This window comes from Dolichospermum compactum NIES-806, assembly GCF_002368115.1.
In the GTDB taxonomy this organism is placed as follows: Bacteria; Cyanobacteriota; Cyanobacteriia; order Cyanobacteriales; family Nostocaceae; genus Dolichospermum; species Dolichospermum compactum.
The window spans coordinates 1,251,100-1,267,364 of record NZ_AP018316.1 but is presented as its reverse complement, the minus strand read 5'-3'; the positions used below and the strand labels follow the sequence as shown (position 1 = coordinate 1,267,364).

The following is a 16,265-nucleotide window of genomic DNA, read 5'->3' as shown; positions in this document are numbered from 1 at the left end:
AACCTCCATTCGTCATGCACAAACTCAATCTGAGATTGTTTTTTCGGCATTTTAATCAGGAAAAGCTAAACCAGTTCTCGGATCTCTGATATATAATCCTAGTGTCAAACTCCGCATCACTTCATCCCAAATCGGGATTAATTGCTCTGCTTGATCTGCCCAATAATCAAAAGTAATTAAACATTGAATATTTGAACCCAAACCCACACAAGTCCGAGAAAAAGCTTCCCTGGGTTCAGCTTGAGTGTCAATAAATTTAATTTCACACCACATAATCCGGGCTGTTTGTCGCTTAACAGTAATCACCTCTCCCCTTTCAATAACATCACGGCTGTCATCTTCCATGATTTTTTTCAAAGTATGTTTAAGGGGAAACAGTGTCCAGTCATTGGGGGGTAAATGATTGTAAGATACCTCTAAACAACAATCATCATCAGGTGGTTTTTTATCCATGAACTTAAAAGATTTCTCTTGTGGTTCAAACACCCAATTTTGGGGAACATTGAAGCGAACCGCGCCTCTCCCAGCTACAAAAATCTTATAATCATCAGGACCTTCCCAATGATGATCCGGGCTTAATTCCAGGGTTTCTTTAATCCATTGAAGATTGCTTTTTTTCCGCTTGGCCATAATTTTAATAAGGGATTAAATTTTAACTGACATTTATCAAACTTATCTTGGAAATATATTTTTATGTTTCTATTTCCAATCCTACACCATCATAAAGCATTTCTATGGGAAATTCAAATTCAATACTTGATAAGGTGATGATGTCTCCAGTCATGTATGGATAATAAAGCCACATTCTCCCTTCTCCTCGACAGTAACGTTCAACGGAGATTTTTCCTGAATCAATCAAGATGTATTCTTGTAAACTGGGCATTGTTAAATAATATCTGAATTTTTCTCCTCTATCTTTACTGCTTGTACCAGGAGCAAGAACTTCCACAATTAATTTAGGATTTTGGATAAATTTGCGGGCGTTGAGGTCATCAGGGTGGCAACTAACGATAAGATCAGGATAAAAATATGGACTTTTAGGGGTAACTTGCACCTTCACATCTGATACATTGACTCGACAACCTCTAGGACGAAGATGAGAATATAGAGGTCTGTAAAGATTGAGAGCAATATCATTGTGGGGAACTGTCCCACCTGTCATGGCAAAAACTTCGCCGTTGATGTATTCATAGCGAATATCCTGGTCAAGTTCCCAGGTGAAATATTCCTCAATGGTCATTTTTGGCAGTTGTTGGGGAATGGCGATCATGGCAGGGTGTTTTTAAGTTTGTTTTGATTATAGCAACTACAATTACAGTCATTTTCAGGTAAGTTTCGCGCTAAGATACAAAGGAGCAAAGACGCGAAGTAAGAAAGGATATAAGTAATTACAAATTATTAAGATTGTTTTCACATTTTGGGGTGTACATAGGAGTTTAAAATAAGTCTAGTATGTTATACGTAGATAATCTTGTCTTAAACAAAGCTGAAAAATTAAATGTTTTCACTAAGTTGAATGTGGTATTTATTTGTGTAAATTAGTTAATTTAACTATCTTATGATGATGAAAAACGAAAAATGGAACACGGAAAATATTCTGAGTCAAAAAGGCAGAATAGTAATTGTCACAGGTTCAAGTAGCGGTATCGGTTATGAAACGGCGCGGGTTTTAGCTAATAAACAAGCATCTGTGATCATTGCGGTTCGTAATTTGGAGAAAGGAAATAAGGCGTTGGCGAAAATTATTCAACAGAATAAAGATGCTGATGTTCGGGTAATGGAACTTGATTTGGCGAATTTAGCATCGGTTAAAAATTTCGCGGAAAACTTTCAGAAAAATTATTCACGTTTGGATTTATTGATTAATAATGCGGGTGTAATGATTCCACCGTATTCAAAAACTACAGATGGTTTTGAATTACAATTTGGAACTAATCATCTCGGACATTTTGCTTTGACGGGACAAATTTTAAAACTTTTGATTAGCACGCAAGGTTCACGAATTGTTAATGTTTCCAGCGGCGCACATAATTTTGGCAAACTAGATTTCGATGATTTGAATTGGGAAAAGAGAAATTATGCCCAATGGACGGCTTACGGTGATAGCAAACTTGCTAATCTTTATTTTACCTACGAACTCGACCGGAAACTAAAAGAGCAGGGAATCAACACCCTTGTAAATGCTTCACATCCGGGTTGGACTGCAACTGAATTGCAGAGAACGGCGGGTGATGTGATGAAATATCTCAATGGTATCTTTGCTCAAGATATCACGATGGGTGCATTACCAACTCTGCGAGCGGCAATTGAGGAAGGTTTGAAAGGGTCGGAATATTTCGGTCCAAATGGGTTTATGGAGATAGGTGGTTATCCAGTCAAGGTGGAATCGAATCCGTTATCCAAAGATCGAGCGATCGCTCAAAAACTTTGGGTTGTATCGGAAAAACTCACCAGCGTAAAATTTGAATTTAATAAACAGGTATAAAGTACGGGAAAATAACCAGTGTCCGGTAGATTTTACCGGACATTTTATTTTTGAAGATATAATTGAGATATTGAGATATTGAGATATTGAGAGCGATCGCTCTACAGGTACATGAATCAATTGTACAAAAATTTTAGCTTCTCAACAATGCTCGAAACCCTCCTTGCTGAAAATGTTCATCTGTCCTTAGTGCATCAGTAATGCCTCGATTTTGCATCACAATACAATAAATGATACGCAATCAACTAACCCCAATCCAATACTGTTCGGTTAAGACTAAAAAACAAAAATACGTAGGTTGGGTTGTTCGCGTTAGCGTTGCGGAGGAATCGGAACGAAACCCAACATTTTCAATGATTTGTTGGTTTTATAGGCGTTGCTGATTAAGAGGGTGTTTGAAAAGTCTAATTTATTACTTGCAAGGGCGACTAGAAGTCGCGGCTACACAGACGAAACCCACCTTCGTGGGTTCAAAAGCCTTGATTTTTCGTTAGTCCACGCAGGTGGACTTTGTTTGTGTAGTAGCGATTTCTAATCGCCGGAAACTTTTCAAACATCCTCTAAGAGTATGATTTTATTTCACGCAGAGGCGCAGAGTCGCAGAGAGTAAGAGTTTCATTTTTTTGATTTTTCAATTTCATACCTCAATTCAGCAACGCCGTTTTATACAATAGGTTGTTTACGTGGAAATTTTCGTTAACCGAACAGTATTGGAACCTAAACTGTAGTGTAACTTTTTGACTATCCCGTTTTAAATGTAGCATATTGTAATTTGAAGTTTTCTTTTGAATTCTTGCCAAAATTAAGGAATCAAAGTAAACTAAGTTTGTAGACTTAGCTATAAACCTGTGGAAACTGTAAATATCCATCAAGCTAAAACCAACCTTTCACGCCTATTATCCCGTGTAGAACATGGGGAAGAGATTATTATTTCTAATCGGGGTGTTCCTGTCGCTAAGTTAGTTCCGTTTAGTGTTTCGTCTCACCGCAGAGATAGTTTAGGACAAGATCGAGGAAAATTTGTCATTCCAGAAGACTTTAATGCTCCTTTACCAGATGACATTTTGGCAGCGTTTGAGGGATATGAGGAGTGAAACTATTACTAGATACACAATGTTTTTTATGGTGGTTTGCTGAACCTGAGCGTTTGAATGAAGAGGCCATTTCACATATTGCTGATGAAAGCAATGAACTATGGCTTTCTGTGGCTAGTGTGTGGGAAATGGGGATAAAAGTTGCAATTGCTAAGTTACCATTACCAGAACCACTGGATAGTTACGTTTCTAGCCGCATGATGAAATTGGGGGCGAAATCTTTGGAAATTACAACTTCTCATGCACTCAGAACGGTGGCTTTACCTTTGCATCATCGAGATCCTTTTGATAGAATGCTCATTGCACAAGCACAGATGCAAAGTATAATTTTGGTAACGGCGGATTCAATGTTTAAAAAGTATCAAGATACTGCTATTTTTTGGGCTGGGAATAAAGGCTAGTTTGAGAATTACTCATTATAAAGGTATTGTTTCCAATTGGATAAGCTATCATAATAATTCGGGAATATGTTCATTTTCATAGTTTTCAATTAATGCACCAATAACTTCCATAAGAGATGCGAGAGGATGAGTTTCATCTTCACCAATTTGATCAATGAGCGTATCAAGTATATTAACCAAGTATTCATATTCCTCTTTTGTGTGAGGGACAAAAACATTTTCGGCAATGGATGACCAAGCTGTGATAGTTTGATTGATGTTTAAACTTTGCATTATTTTTTCCATTTTCCTTGATCCTATTCTGAATGAGTTAATACAGCACGAGTCTATAAAAGTTTTTACTCAGATCCAAGAATTTCAGCTAATCGTTCCTCAACTTCTTGAATATAATCTGTTAAACCCGTATCAACTCCTCTATCTCGTAGATGTTTTAAACTTGTCTCTTCCCAACATAGTTTTTCCCGTTCCATATTTCCTGTTAGCTGTTCAACTACTACTTTTACATTTCTCATTCGTTCAGGCTCTTTCTCAGAAGTAGCACGTAATCTGTGTGACTCTATGCAAGGATCAAAATTCAATTTAGTTTTGATTTCTTCGAGAATTTGTTCCTCCTGTTGATTAGATGCAATAAACCCATTTAAAACCCATGCTTCACGTTTTGGATCAGCCGCACCAATGATAATTTCTAATTTTGGGGTTTTATTAATATGTGCTGAACGTGCTTGCTCAATTCCTTCTTTACGTTCTGGTTGATTATCTAAATCACGGATAAAAATAACAGCTTTAATATGTCGTGTTTTTTGCAAAAAACGTACTAAATTAAGAGCTTTAATAGCTCTTGCTCCATCAGCTTCTAAAGGTACACCCTTACTATAATGACCTAAATATCTGGGTTCATTATATTTTAGTTGTTTTTTTGCATCATCAATAATTTTTCTAATGTCTCTCCAACAAGAAAATTCTGTCCCTTCCTCTAAACCACTCCACTGAAAACAATGTTGCAGAATATCATCATCTAACCAATCGAATTTTTCTTTTAAAACTCGCTCGGCTAATTTAGTCGTTGTTCTGGCATCTGCACCACTTTCAACTATGACAATAAACTCAATCACAGACTTCTCCTTCTGTTACCCAATCTTCACCTTCAGCATCCCAAAATTCACCAGTTGTTAAGGTTTCTTTTGCCCATTCTACATCAGGATGTTCATCCAAACGTTTAGCAATTGTAAAACCTGATTTACTGTTGTTTAATATATGGACTTGAGAAGGGGTAAGTGCATCAATAATATAAGGAGAGTGAGTAGTGAAAATAATTTGCAAATTGGGATTTTCGGCAATGATTTCTTTAAAAACATTCATTAATTCACGTTGTGCTTGAGGATGAAGTCCCTGTTCCACATCATCTAATAAAACTAAATTAGGTTGATTAGGATTCATCAGCACAGTTAATAATCCTAAAGTTAACATTGTTCCTTCGCTAATTGCATGGGCTGGAATACGTACACCTGTATTCATGTCTAATATAACTTCTTGACCTATCATTTCCTTAGTTTCTTCATAGGGAAAAGTCTTCCCATCAACTTCGATTAAACGTTTGCGAATGACTGGAACTTTTGCTCGTTTGATGCCAACTTTGCGGACATTGGGGACAATTCGACTCAGTTTTTCTTCTATTAATTGAAATTTATCTGGAGCTTCATCACGCAAAAAATCTAAAGTTGGTGCTAATAATGAACCATCAAACTCAACTTTTGGCGTAATTTCTTCACTGTAAGCTGCTTTTGCGAGATTGGTGGCAATTAATTTTAGGTAAACAGTAGGTTGAAAAAAATTGAATGGTAAAGGTGGATGCGGTGAGTATGAATATGTTCCATGTAGTTTTTCATTTGTCCAATTACTTTTATTACCATCTATATTCCATGATAATTTTGCAATCCAATTATTAGTGTTTTTGTTCTCCCAACTATAGAACACTTGGCAATTTTTTTGATTTTCCCAATAACCACTCGCAGTAACAGACATATTTTTTTCCCCAATTGTTGTAATGAATTGAGGTGATCTATCATACTCAAATATTTTTTCAAAGGATGTATCAGTAATCATGCTTAGATAATGCAATGCTTGTAACACGCTTGTTTTACCAGCACTGTTTTTTCCTACAATTCCATGTAATCGGGAATTATCAAAATTAAGTTCTGTATATTTATGGCCTTTAAAATTATGAAGTATTACTTTTTCTAGCATATTTTCATCTATTGATAAAGAGTTTCAGGAATGGGCATGGTCTTGAGCAGCAACAGCACTGTTAATATAACTGAAGATGTCGTCAAGTTCCCCTATTGCCTCTAGTTCTATTGCTTCCTCTGGGGTGAGGGTATCTAATTTGTTTTTATCAAGGAGTTCTTGCATCCGTTCACCTAGTTTATCGGTAAATTTGAATAGTATGAGGTTGTTGATATGTTGAATACAGATTCCTTCAGGTAGTAATTGGGAGGGTTTAACGAGTGTAGTTGTCATTAGTAAATTATCTTTAGTTTTCTTTATTTTATCATTAAAAAATATTTGAGGTTTAATCATTGTGTTTTTGTTCGTCCGCCTCTAGTAGTTGGGCAAGTTGATGTGCGGCTGCATGGGAATTAAGCGGGGATAAAATAAAATAGGTTGCTCCCTGTTCTAATGATGGTTCTTCATCCCTAGATAATTCGGAAACTAGAAACTGCATTACTTTTAGTTTGTCTGCACGATTTAGATTTCGCAGAGTAGGAAATATTTCTATGACGTTCATGATTTGTAGTTTTAATTTTTCTGATCAAGTATTTATTCTAACATACTCTCTAAAAATAGGAGATAAATTAAACCATTTTACTGAAGTTTTAATAAGCTAACATCAGTTCTGCAACATCTACCTCAGAAAATCCCATTAACTTTCCCACTTGCTTAATGTACATTTTTTCCGTTATGTGAAAATCTCCATCACGCTTTGCAAGTGCGATCAAATCAATTAATAAACCTAAAGCATCATCGGGATATTTAGCTATTAATGAATAATCTACTTCTATTCTCTGAGAGGATAATAAATTTTTGATTTCCTGAATTTCTGCCGATGTTAAATTAGCATTAGTAATAATCGTCTTGAGATATTCTTTTTCTTCAGGTTCAATACTACCATCAACTTTTGGGGGGACAAACATAGCTGAAAAGCTTGTATTGCAAGGATTTGAAAGGTAGGTCTATTAAAAAGATCAAACCAATTTTAAGATTAACACCAACGTAAAATAGGATTTTCCGACCGAGATTATTGACAATAGAATCAATAAGGGTGGAAATTGATCTGTATCTTTTTATGTCTAACAAGATTGAAATGGTTACAGGGTCTTGGTTTCAAGGTACGTTGTCCCCCCGTCAGAGCAAATTTATAAACCTTGAATTTCCTCCCGTTCTTCAAAATGAAGCTGTTCTGGAAGTTCAAGCGGCTCACCTTCCCAACTACCTATCACTTCTTCTAAAAATCTACGAGAATATCCTAATTATTCTGGTGTTTTACTTGCAGATTGTAATAATTTTTCTGCAATACGTTGAAATACAATTACTATTTCTAATTCTTCATTGGCAAATTCATCAGGAAGCTGAATTTTGAGAATTTTATCATTACCAATGTGTGGTTTAATTTTCATACTTTCCATAGACTAATCTCCTGGTTGATTATGTTGTCATAAGTTTGGATAAAATTTTTTATGGTTGTTCACGAATTAATTATAGAAATTAGTTTAGAAGGTAAAGGAATTTGTTTTTTACCACTACAATAAACAGTTTCTATCCATAACTCTCTCGCTTCATTAATATTTTCTATTGCTTCTTCTAAATTGTCTCCCTGACTCATACAACCTGGTAAGTCAGGAATAATTACTGTATATCCTCCGTCCTCTTCTGGATAAATAGACATGGGATATTTTAAAGACAGATAATATTCTAAAGATTGATGCTCAAGTTGAGAATTAGTTTTCATCTTGCCAATTTTCCAAATCTAGTAATCTAATTGTTTCTTCAATATACGTTCGTTTGACTTTTTTACCACCTTTTTTGGGAATAATAATTACTTCTCCTTGCTCATTCTCAAAAGCGTGATGACTTCCTCTTACTCTAGTTTCCTGATATCCAAAAGCTTCAAGAACATAACTAATCTCTTCAAATCTGGCTTCAGGAGGGCGAGAGAGAAGATATTTAACTAATTTACTTAGTTTACCCATTAACTAATCGTAGCATTTTTTTCGCTAGGTGGTTGAGATAATTATTTATTGACCGATTATACCACAGCACACAAAAATGATATTCTTGATTCACCAAACTTAACTCCGTTTATAAACCATTTCCATTCTCAACTTCTCCACCTCAATCTTCAATCGTTCATTCTCCATTTTCAACCCTGTATTTTCATCCTTAATCAACTCCACCTCATTCCGTTTACTCAAAGCCTGATTTATTGCCAACTTCCGCATATCCAAAGAAAACCAACGTTGATAAGTTTTGGTATGAATTTGCACACTATGACCCAAATTATCCGCCGCAGCCTTAATAGGAACTCCCAAAATATGCGCTCGAATTGCCCAACCATGACGTAAATCATAGGGTTTAAAATCCAAACCAATTTTTCTAAACCACCAACTCACTCTTTGGATTAAAGCCGTGATTTCTGCATGATTATTCTGGTCTTTTTTACTAATTGCTATTGCCAACATTTCTAAATATTTCGGATTCCTTAAATCAAATTCATCAATCCATTCCTTATATAAAGGTAAAGCTTCCCTTTCACCAGTTTTACAATCTTTATCAACCTTCCAAGTTAAATCTGTATTTTCATCACTTAACCACCAATCAATATGAGGATTAACAAAAAGTTCCCTGGGACGTAAACCAAAAACCGCTAACATTCCATAAGTCCACCGCCAAAGTTGCCAGCTATCTTTCACATCTTGATTAACTTGTTTGCCTCGATTATTTAGATATTCATCAAATTTGTAAAATCCCGTAACTATGTCCTTATCTGTAGGAACATTGCGAGAATTACTTTCAGGAACTTTAGAATAATGAGTTAAATTAATCTCAATTTTGAAAAGTTGACAAAAAACAGAAATAGCCCTCACAGCATTATATTTAGCCCATTCCTTATCTATCTTATCAATCGCATTAATCAAAACTTCCCCAATTGCCAAATCATCAGCATTTGTATAACGCTTAATACGAGAAAAATAATAGAAAAAAGTATGTTCACTTTTCGTCGTGCGTTTATGGGTTTTAAAATATTCATCTTCAAACTTTTCTAATAGCTCACCAATAGTTTTTAACTCCTTTTTAATTCCTTCATTTCCCAAATATTTATCATTCCAAACAAAACTTTTTCTAGCAATTAACTTACCCAACTCATAAGCTTCTTCTTCCGCAGTTTTCAAACCTGGTAAATTTGCTGGAATATTCAAACTGAGATTGTATTGTTTTTTGCCAGTTCCCCTGATGTCCTCATCTCCCGGTTTAATGGGTAAAGTTGCCCGTAATTGCAGACATCCATTTGATTCCCGAATTGTTACTCTGGTTTTTGCAGACTTCAAACGCAGATTTACTTGTTCCAATTCCCATAGTAGCTGTTCTTTCATAATCCTTGGCGTTGCTGATTAAGAATATGAATTTATTTCACGCAGAGACGGTCAAGGCACAGAGAAATTTAATTTTTCCTTTGCGTGAGACTTATTCTGAATCTTTCAGACTATATTTAGACAAAAAATAAATCAGTTAGCTGCAAACATAGTTTATCACTGACATTGTTTACTGCAAACATAGCGAAGTTAAATAATATTAAAATCTTAAAAGATGCGTTATAATATTAGTTGATAAAAATGAACACACATCTATTTTCTATGAAGTGTATCAGATGATATTATAAATTATGAATTTGACTAGCCTTAATTACATCCTCAACTGTAATATTTAATTCAGCAAAAGTAGGAGAAATAATTTTGTCTGTTCCTGTAAATGCTTTCTTTTGGTATTTTCCATCAACGAGTTCATAAACAAATACTGTTGGTAATTTAGGATTGCCTAAATAACTCCTAGAAGCAATTGCTAAATAATCAGAAATGTTGAATAGCGTAATAAAACTTTACATATTGAAATAAACTTAGCCTATAAGTGCTATTTTTCATCTTATCCAAATAAGTTTTCTAAACCAATGAACATAACTTATTTCCTGACACATATAGGACTGAAGATAACGGAGTTTATCTAATAAAGTTTTGCCAAATTCTTGCGGTATTTCTATTAGTTGCAATATCAAATAAGCGATTAAACAGCACATTATCTGAATTCTAATTCCATTCTCATTCTTTGTCATAAGTCTGTCTAACTTGAGGTGCATTTTTAAGAATTTCCATAACAATTCAATTTGCCATCTTTGTATGTAAATTTCCATAATCTCTTGATTACTAACTTGCTCTTCTCCTTCATTTAATAAGTTTGTTGCTAAACGAAATTCACTCTTAGTTTCTATATCACAAAATGCTACTACTCTAATTTCCACTTCTCTTTCATCTTTGCCAACTTTACAATTACCATTTTCTAGCATTTCTAAAGTGACATTATTTTTAATTCTTAAGACAAAAGCTTTATTTTTTTGTTGTTTTAATTCAGATATTCTTTCGGAGGATGCAAATCCTCTATCCATTATCCCTACTCCTTTTGACGGAATTGCTTCTACTGTTTCTTGTCCATATTTATGGTCATGTCCTTGCCCAAAATGAATCACCATTCCACCAACTTCTGATGTCAAACTATCTAACCCACAAAATAGTTTTACTTGATGATATCCTTGACTCCATAATAATTTACTTGTTAATGTAATAATTGTTGAATCTATAGGAAATAATGCTTGGGTTTCTTCCTTTCCTTTTTTCTTTCTCAGTTGATTGTTTAATTCAGTTATTATCTCCAAAAATACTTGAGTATCTCTCTTTTTACTTGCCTTGGAAAAATTTGATATTTTTAAATCTATCCCTTGATTATTTAGTCTTTGAAATAAATCTCTCATACTCACTATACTTTTATCCATGACATACTGTAACCACACTGATACAAATGAAAATGTGTCCAGAACTGGATAATCTTTTTTGGGCAATGGTTTCAATATTGTTTTGACCACTTCTGGGAAATTCTTTAAGCGCATAATTTGATAATTCTTTATCTATATTTTTTTAGATTGTATCAAATTATGGTACTTTTTTTTAATCTTTTCCTAACATTCAACACTTCTGCTAAATAATCTACTATCCAATATTCTTTAATTCCCAGGTTTTCATATTCTTCTAATTTATGAAAATAGTCATCTTCCCAATTCGTTGATGTTACTTCTACTGCTAACTGAATCGCGTCAATTAAAGCACCATAAGTTGTGACATTAGAGTTCCATAAAGATGCACTTACTACACTCACATCTGGGTTTCTTCCTCTCTGATCTCCTTTATTGGTAACTGTTCTAACAACTATATCTTTATCTACAATATAATCAAGTTGTAACCGCCGAATTTCATCATTAAAACCAAACATTAAATATCGGGCTACATTTTTACGCGCTCTAATTGCTTCCACCTTAACAATTTCTCCATTTACCAATTCATAAATACCATCATCAGGACGTTGTTGTAGGAATTGTCCAAAATCTAATTTTGTTAAGGTAGTGATGGTCATAATGTCCTGACTGAGTAATAATTGAAGTAACCGCTCAATAATCCGGGGTAAATCCTTCCATGACAAGCCTCAAATGGCGTAAAATCGTCCCCGAATGGGTAGTCCGCCCCCATTTATTGAGCGGATACTAATTGAATACTATTCTAGCACTTATCTAAATCAGGATGTCCAAGATTTGAGGATTTACAGGATGTTAATGTTGGGTTTTACTGTCGTTCAACCCAACCTACATTTCCGTATTTACGTCTCGACAACTAAAAACTTTGCCATTTACGTAAAGATTCATAATCTCATTAGTCATTCCGCGACCAAGTAATTGCACACGAATCTGAATAAATTGATAAGCCTTTCTTGTCTCGGTAGCAGTAGTCATGTTGATTACAACCCCTGATAAAATGTAAGTGAACTGTTTATTCTAAGTAGATTTAATCAGATTTTAATCCCTTGTAAATTACAACATATAATATTCCTTACTGTCAATCCTTGTATTGCAAAAAGTCTCAACTGTACATATGTCAGGTTATGCTGCTTTATAATGCAGAAATCATTAACTTTTTTAGTTAAAACCTATTAAACCAGCAAAATAAATACTCCGGTCCTTATCACGGTTACGACGGATTCGCAATCTTTGCTCGTGACATGGATTTAGCGCTCAACAGCCCAACCTGGGGATTAATCGGCGCTCCCTGGAACAAATCTGCAAAGAAAGCATTAAGAGCTACAGCAGCAGTCTAGGAAACAGAGTAGGGGCAACCCTGGCCGAAGATGAAAAGTCTGGGGTTTAGCCCCAGGGGGAGTAGGGAAGTCAAAATTCAAAATTAAAAATTCAAAGTTTTGGATTTTGCATTCTGAATTTTGAGGCACATTCCCCACTCTCCACCGAACGCAAACATCATACATACCAAAGCTTGGAGATATAGAAATGCCTCAAGATCCCAATAAGATTCAGGACCACGTTGAGCTATTCCACCAACCAGAATATCAACAACTGTTTGAAAACAAGAAACAGTTTGAAAACGGTCACACCGACGCAGAAGTACAACGAGTAGCAGAATGGACAAAAAGCTGGGAATACCGGGAAAAGAACTTCGCTCGTGAAGCTTTGACCGTTAACCCAGCTAAGGGTTGTCAACCTTTAGGCGCTATGTTTGCGGCTGTTGGTTTTGAAGGTACTCTTCCCTTCGTGCAAGGTTCTCAAGGTTGCGTAGCTTACTTCCGTACCCACTTAACTCGTCACTACAAAGAACCATTTGCCGGTGTTTCTTCTTCCATGACAGAAGACGCTGCTGTATTCGGTGGTCTGCAAAACATGATTGATGGTTTGGCTAACTCCTACAAACTATACAATCCTAAAATGATTGCAGTTTGCACCACCTGTATGGCAGAAGTTATCGGTGATGACTTACAGTCATTCATTGGTAACGCTAAAGAAGCTGGTTCAGTTCCTCAAGATTTACCAGTACCTTTTGCTCACACACCTAGCTTCGTTGGTTCTCACATCACCGGTTACGACAACATGATGAAGGGAATCCTTTCTACCTTAACCGCAGGTAAGAAGAAAGCTAAGAGCAACGGTAAAATCAACTTCATTCCTGGTTTTGATACCTACGTAGAAAACAACCGCGAAATTAAGCGGATTGCTTCCTTAATGGGTATTGACTACACCTTGTTGTCTGACAACAGTGATTATGTTGACTCCCCTTGTGATGGTGAGTACAATATGTACCCAGGTGGTACTAAGTTAGAAGATGCAGCAGATTCCATCAACGCTAAGGCTACTATTACTCTTCAAGCTTACTCTACCGTCAAGACCCGCGAATACATTGCTAAGGAATGGAATCAAGACGTTTGTGTTGCTCGTCCTTGGGGTATCAAGGGAACTGACGAGTTCTTGATGAAAGTCAGTGAATTGACTGGTAAGGCTATTCCTGAAGAGTTAGAAATCGAACGTGGTCGTGCAGTTGACGCTATGACCGACTCTCATGCTTGGGTTCATGGTAAGCGTTTCGCTATCTACGGTGATCCTGACTTAGTTTACAGCGTAGTTGGTTTCATGTTGGAAATGGGTGCTGAACCAGTACACATCTTAGTTCACAACACCAACGAAGTATTCGAGAAAGAATTGCAAGCATTGTTAGATTCTAGCGTGTTCGGTAAGTACGCTAAAATCTGGGGTGGTAAAGACTTGTGGCACTTACGTTCATTGTTATTCACAGAACCCGTAGACCTATTGATTGGTAACTCCTACGGTAAGTACCTGTGGCGTGATTGTGGTGTACCTTTAGTAAGAATCGGTTATCCAATCATGGATCGTCACCACTACCACCGTTATGCAACTGTTGGTTACAAAGGTATCATCAACCTGTTGAACTGGATTGTGAACACAGTATTTGAAGAAATTGACCGCACCACCAATGTTGCTGGTAAGACCGATATTTCCTATGACTTAATTCGTTAAGAATGTCTGTAGGGGTGGGGAAACCCCACCCTTTCGGTTTCCTTTCGGTGAAAAATAGACAAAGGGGATTGGGACTTAGGCAATTTACCTAAAATCCTATCCCCTATCTCCAGTTCCTAGCCGATTGCTCTTTGTTCACTTTCATCTACCGGACGGATGAATTTTGAAATAAGTTCCTGGTAATTGGTGATAAAATCCCTCTTTTTATCCTGTTAATCCTTTAATCCTGGACATCCTGATAGCGTAGCGTGGCGTATGACTCCTACGTCGTCACGCAAGCTATAGCCATTTCTGACAATTTTTCTATTTTTTCTTGCCAAAGTAAATGTTATGAAAATCCCACTCCCAGAAAATACAGATAAATACATATCTTTTTTGAAAGTTTATCTGTGTAAATATTAAGTTAATTAGATTTTGCAGAAAATCTAGAAATCAATCAAAACTAAGTATAAAAACTTGGTTATTTTCGGGAAATTAGAATTATTATATTTATTATATCCTGTGGTGATCCTAAATTATTTGTGAGATATTTCTCACTTATTCTCTATTGCAGCAAGTTTCTATTATCTTTTCTGTAGAGACAGAAACCCATAAATAGATAATGCTGTAAATAGTTCCACAAATAATTTTTATTAATTTGCAATATTTTTGTCAAAATCATCATCTTGATGATTAACTTTAAGCAAGATTTGTCATGGTAGTAAACTCCATCTAGCACGAGAATAAAAATGAAAGTCACCCAAAGCAAAATTAACGAACTTCTGAGTGAATCAGGATGCGAACATAATCAAAAGAAACAGGGAGAAAAGAAAAATAAATCTTGTACTCAACAGGCTCAACCAGGTGCGGCTCAAGGTGGTTGTGCCTTTGATGGGGCAATGATTGCTTTAGTTCCTATTACTGATGCTGCTCATTTAGTACATGGTCCGATCGCTTGCGCTGGAAATTCCTGGGGAAGTCGTGGTAGTCTGTCTTCTGGACCAATGCTTTATAAGACAGGTTTTACTACTGATGTGGGCGAAAATGATGTAATCTTCGGTGGTGAGAAAAAGCTTTATAAGGCGATTTTAGAAGTTAATGAAAATTACAAACCTGCGGCAGTTTTTGTTTACGCTACTTGTGTTACAGCCTTAATTGGTGATGATATTGATGCTGTTTGTAAGGTAGCAGCCGAAAAAACTGGAACTCCGGTAATTCCTGTGATTGCTCCCGGATTTATTGGCAGCAAAAACTTAGGTAATCGCTTCGGTGGTGAGGCTTTACTAGAATATGTAGTTGGTACTGCTGAACCGGAATATACCACACCTTATGATATTAATATCATCGGTGAGTATAATATTGCTGGGGAAATGTGGGGGGTTTTAAGTTTATTTGAAAAGTTAGGAATTCGGGTTTTATCAAAAATTACTGGTGATGCTCGTTATGAAGAAGTGCGTTATGCTCACCGGGCTAAATTAAATGTCATGATTTGCTCACGAGCGCTCTTAAATATGGCGCGAAAAATGCAGGAACGTTATGGAATTCCTTACATTGAAGAGTCATTTTATGGAATTAGAGATATTAACCGTTGTTTGCGAACTGTGGCTGCTAAATTAGGTGATGCTGATTTGCAGGAACGGACAGAAAAACTCATTGCTGAAGAAACTGCGGCTTTAGATATTGCTCTTGCTCCCTATCGAGCTAAGTTGAAAGGAAAGCGCATTGTTCTCTATACTGGTGGTGTGAAAAGTTGGTCAATTATTTCCGCTGCGAAGGATTTGGGAATTGAAGTTGTGGCGACAAGTACACGGAAAAGTACAGAAGAAGATAAAGCGAAAATTAGAAATTTGTTGGGTAATGATGGGATTATGCTGGAGAAGGGGAACGCCACAGAACTCCTGAAATTAATTCAAGAAACTAACGCAGATATGCTTATTGCTGGGGGCAGAAATCAATATACTGCTTTAAAAGCTAGAATCCCCTTTTTAGATATTAACCAAGAACGTCATCATCCCTATGCCGGTTATGTGGGTATGGTGGAAATGGCGCGGGAGTTGACTGAGGCTTTATATAGTCCTGTGTGGGAGCAAATTCGGAAGCCTGCTCCTTGGGAATAA

At 36.1% G+C, this 16,265-nt stretch carries 20 protein-coding genes and 1 pseudogene; 6 read left to right on the top strand and 15 right to left on the bottom strand.

Going from position 1 to position 16,265, the window contains the following annotated elements:
- Nucleotides 1–51: 51 nt before the first annotated feature.
- Nucleotides 52–630, bottom strand: coding sequence for a hypothetical protein (locus CA730_RS06200; RefSeq protein WP_053540120.1), 579 nt, complete (start codon nt 628–630; stop codon nt 52–54).
- A 61-nt stretch (nt 631–691) separates the two neighbouring features.
- Nucleotides 692–1,270, bottom strand: a complete 579-nt coding sequence (locus CA730_RS06195; protein ID WP_096665251.1) for a Uma2 family endonuclease — start codon at nt 1,268–1,270, stop codon at nt 692–694.
- Between the two features lie 288 nt (nt 1,271–1,558).
- Here CA730_RS06195 and CA730_RS06190 point away from each other — a divergent pair, with 288 nt between their 5' ends.
- The 3 genes from CA730_RS06190 (at nt 1,559) to CA730_RS06175 (ending at nt 3,980) form a co-directional block, all read left to right on the top strand.
- On the top strand, nt 1,559–2,485 hold the full coding sequence (locus tag CA730_RS06190) for an SDR family NAD(P)-dependent oxidoreductase (RefSeq protein WP_231939997.1): 927 nt from the start codon (nt 1,559–1,561) through the stop codon (nt 2,483–2,485).
- 848 nt (nt 2,486–3,333) lie between these two features.
- Nucleotides 3,334–3,579, top strand: a complete 246-nt coding sequence (locus CA730_RS06180; protein ID WP_039201017.1) for a type II toxin-antitoxin system Phd/YefM family antitoxin — start codon at nt 3,334–3,336, stop codon at nt 3,577–3,579.
- A complete protein-coding gene (locus CA730_RS06175; RefSeq protein WP_096665248.1) occupies nt 3,576–3,980 on the top strand; it encodes a type II toxin-antitoxin system VapC family toxin in 405 nt (134 codons plus the stop codon). The genes CA730_RS06180 and CA730_RS06175 overlap by 4 nt, the downstream gene beginning before the upstream one ends.
- A 48-nt stretch (nt 3,981–4,028) precedes the next feature.
- Here the strand turns inward: CA730_RS06175 and CA730_RS06170 are convergent, their stop codons facing one another.
- The 13 genes from CA730_RS06170 to CA730_RS24155 all read right to left on the bottom strand — a co-directional run bounded on the left by CA730_RS06170 (nt 4,029) and on the right by CA730_RS24155 (nt 12,084).
- Entirely contained in the window at nt 4,029–4,265 is a 237-nt protein-coding gene (locus tag CA730_RS06170) for a hypothetical protein (RefSeq protein ID WP_231939996.1), read from the bottom strand.
- Between the two features lie 53 nt (nt 4,266–4,318).
- Nucleotides 4,319–5,092: a hypothetical protein gene (locus CA730_RS06165; protein ID WP_096665245.1), complete on the bottom strand. Its 774-nt coding sequence runs from the start codon at nt 5,090–5,092 to the stop codon at nt 4,319–4,321.
- The gene (locus CA730_RS06160) at nt 5,085–6,224 is read right to left on the bottom strand and encodes an AAA family ATPase (RefSeq protein WP_096665242.1); all 1,140 of its coding nucleotides are present in this window, start codon (nt 6,222–6,224) and stop codon (nt 5,085–5,087) included. The genes CA730_RS06165 and CA730_RS06160 overlap by 8 nt, the downstream gene beginning before the upstream one ends.
- 24 nt (nt 6,225–6,248) lie before the next feature.
- A complete protein-coding gene (locus tag CA730_RS06155; RefSeq protein WP_039201035.1) occupies nt 6,249–6,497 on the bottom strand; it encodes a hypothetical protein in 249 nt (82 codons plus the stop codon).
- A gap of 52 nt (nt 6,498–6,549) precedes the next feature.
- Nucleotides 6,550–6,765: a hypothetical protein gene (locus tag CA730_RS06150; protein ID WP_039201010.1), complete on the bottom strand. Its 216-nt coding sequence runs from the start codon at nt 6,763–6,765 to the stop codon at nt 6,550–6,552.
- 88 nt (nt 6,766–6,853) lie between these two features.
- Complete coding sequence (locus CA730_RS06145; protein WP_096665239.1) at nt 6,854–7,171, bottom strand: TerB family tellurite resistance protein; 318 nt, start codon at nt 7,169–7,171, stop codon at nt 6,854–6,856.
- Between the two features lie 336 nt (nt 7,172–7,507).
- Entirely contained in the window at nt 7,508–7,663 is a 156-nt protein-coding gene (locus CA730_RS25465; RefSeq protein WP_231939994.1) for a hypothetical protein, read from the bottom strand.
- A 59-nt stretch (nt 7,664–7,722) separates the two neighbouring features.
- Nucleotides 7,723–7,986: a type II toxin-antitoxin system HicB family antitoxin gene (locus CA730_RS06135; RefSeq protein WP_039201008.1), complete on the bottom strand. Its 264-nt coding sequence runs from the start codon at nt 7,984–7,986 to the stop codon at nt 7,723–7,725.
- Nucleotides 7,976–8,227, bottom strand: coding sequence for a type II toxin-antitoxin system HicA family toxin (locus CA730_RS06130; RefSeq protein WP_096665235.1), 252 nt, complete (start codon nt 8,225–8,227; stop codon nt 7,976–7,978). Before CA730_RS06130 ends, CA730_RS06135 begins: the two co-directional genes overlap by 11 nt.
- 99 nt (nt 8,228–8,326) lie before the next feature.
- The gene (locus CA730_RS06125; RefSeq protein ID WP_096665232.1) at nt 8,327–9,628 is read right to left on the bottom strand and encodes a site-specific integrase; all 1,302 of its coding nucleotides are present in this window, start codon (nt 9,626–9,628) and stop codon (nt 8,327–8,329) included.
- A 542-nt stretch (nt 9,629–10,170) separates the two neighbouring features.
- Nucleotides 10,171–11,190, bottom strand: a complete 1,020-nt coding sequence (locus tag CA730_RS06115) for a transposase (RefSeq protein WP_053537527.1) — start codon at nt 11,188–11,190, stop codon at nt 10,171–10,173.
- 38 nt (nt 11,191–11,228) lie between these two features.
- Nucleotides 11,229–11,711, bottom strand: a complete 483-nt coding sequence (locus tag CA730_RS06110; protein ID WP_096671317.1) for a Uma2 family endonuclease — start codon at nt 11,709–11,711, stop codon at nt 11,229–11,231.
- A gap of 226 nt (nt 11,712–11,937) precedes the next feature.
- On the bottom strand, nt 11,938–12,084 hold the full coding sequence (locus tag CA730_RS24155) for a hypothetical protein (RefSeq protein ID WP_157749921.1): 147 nt from the start codon (nt 12,082–12,084) through the stop codon (nt 11,938–11,940).
- Between the two features lie 215 nt (nt 12,085–12,299).
- Here CA730_RS24155 and CA730_RS26405 point away from each other — a divergent pair.
- From CA730_RS26405 to nifE, 3 genes and pseudogenes are all read left to right on the top strand, one after another.
- Nucleotides 12,300–12,446, top strand: a pseudogene (locus CA730_RS26405) (nitrogenase molybdenum-iron protein subunit alpha); the annotation flags it as partial.
- Nucleotides 12,447–12,633: 187 nt separating this feature from the next.
- A complete protein-coding gene (nifK, locus tag CA730_RS06100; RefSeq protein WP_096665229.1) occupies nt 12,634–14,169 on the top strand; it encodes a nitrogenase molybdenum-iron protein subunit beta in 1,536 nt (511 codons plus the stop codon).
- A 728-nt stretch (nt 14,170–14,897) separates the two neighbouring features.
- The gene (nifE, locus tag CA730_RS06095; RefSeq protein WP_096665226.1) at nt 14,898–16,265 is read left to right on the top strand and encodes a nitrogenase iron-molybdenum cofactor biosynthesis protein NifE; all 1,368 of its coding nucleotides are present in this window, start codon (nt 14,898–14,900) and stop codon (nt 16,263–16,265) included.

What these genes read in the sequence shown, in the direction of transcription:
- CA730_RS06125 (WP_096665232.1), bottom strand. Translation starts at nt 9,628, where the DNA reads ATGAAAGAACAGCTACTATGGGAATTGGAACAAGTAAATCTGCGTTTG.
- CA730_RS06130 (WP_096665235.1), bottom strand. Translation starts at nt 8,227, where the DNA reads ATGGGTAAACTAAGTAAATTAGTTAAATATCTTCTCTCTCGCCCTCCT.
- nifE (WP_096665226.1), top strand. Translation starts at nt 14,898, where the DNA reads ATGAAAGTCACCCAAAGCAAAATTAACGAACTTCTGAGTGAATCAGGA.
- CA730_RS06135 (WP_039201008.1), bottom strand. Translation starts at nt 7,986, where the DNA reads ATGAAAACTAATTCTCAACTTGAGCATCAATCTTTAGAATATTATCTG.
- CA730_RS06190 (WP_231939997.1), top strand. Translation starts at nt 1,559, where the DNA reads ATGATGATGAAAAACGAAAAATGGAACACGGAAAATATTCTGAGTCAA.
- CA730_RS06160 (WP_096665242.1), bottom strand. Translation starts at nt 6,224, where the DNA reads ATGCTAGAAAAAGTAATACTTCATAATTTTAAAGGCCATAAATATACA.
- CA730_RS06150 (WP_039201010.1), bottom strand. Translation starts at nt 6,765, where the DNA reads ATGAACGTCATAGAAATATTTCCTACTCTGCGAAATCTAAATCGTGCA.
- CA730_RS06155 (WP_039201035.1), bottom strand. Translation starts at nt 6,497, where the DNA reads ATGACAACTACACTCGTTAAACCCTCCCAATTACTACCTGAAGGAATC.
- CA730_RS06110 (WP_096671317.1), bottom strand. Translation starts at nt 11,711, where the DNA reads ATGACCATCACTACCTTAACAAAATTAGATTTTGGACAATTCCTACAA.
- CA730_RS06115 (WP_053537527.1), bottom strand. Translation starts at nt 11,190, where the DNA reads ATGCGCTTAAAGAATTTCCCAGAAGTGGTCAAAACAATATTGAAACCA.
- nifK (WP_096665229.1), top strand. Translation starts at nt 12,634, where the DNA reads ATGCCTCAAGATCCCAATAAGATTCAGGACCACGTTGAGCTATTCCAC.
- CA730_RS06170 (WP_231939996.1), bottom strand. Translation starts at nt 4,265, where the DNA reads ATGGAAAAAATAATGCAAAGTTTAAACATCAATCAAACTATCACAGCT.
- CA730_RS06200 (WP_053540120.1), bottom strand. Translation starts at nt 630, where the DNA reads ATGGCCAAGCGGAAAAAAAGCAATCTTCAATGGATTAAAGAAACCCTG.
- CA730_RS06145 (WP_096665239.1), bottom strand. Translation starts at nt 7,171, where the DNA reads ATGTTTGTCCCCCCAAAAGTTGATGGTAGTATTGAACCTGAAGAAAAA.
- CA730_RS24155 (WP_157749921.1), bottom strand. Translation starts at nt 12,084, where the DNA reads ATGACTACTGCTACCGAGACAAGAAAGGCTTATCAATTTATTCAGATT.
- CA730_RS06195 (WP_096665251.1), bottom strand. Translation starts at nt 1,270, where the DNA reads ATGATCGCCATTCCCCAACAACTGCCAAAAATGACCATTGAGGAATAT.
- CA730_RS25465 (WP_231939994.1), bottom strand. Translation starts at nt 7,663, where the DNA reads ATGGAAAGTATGAAAATTAAACCACACATTGGTAATGATAAAATTCTC.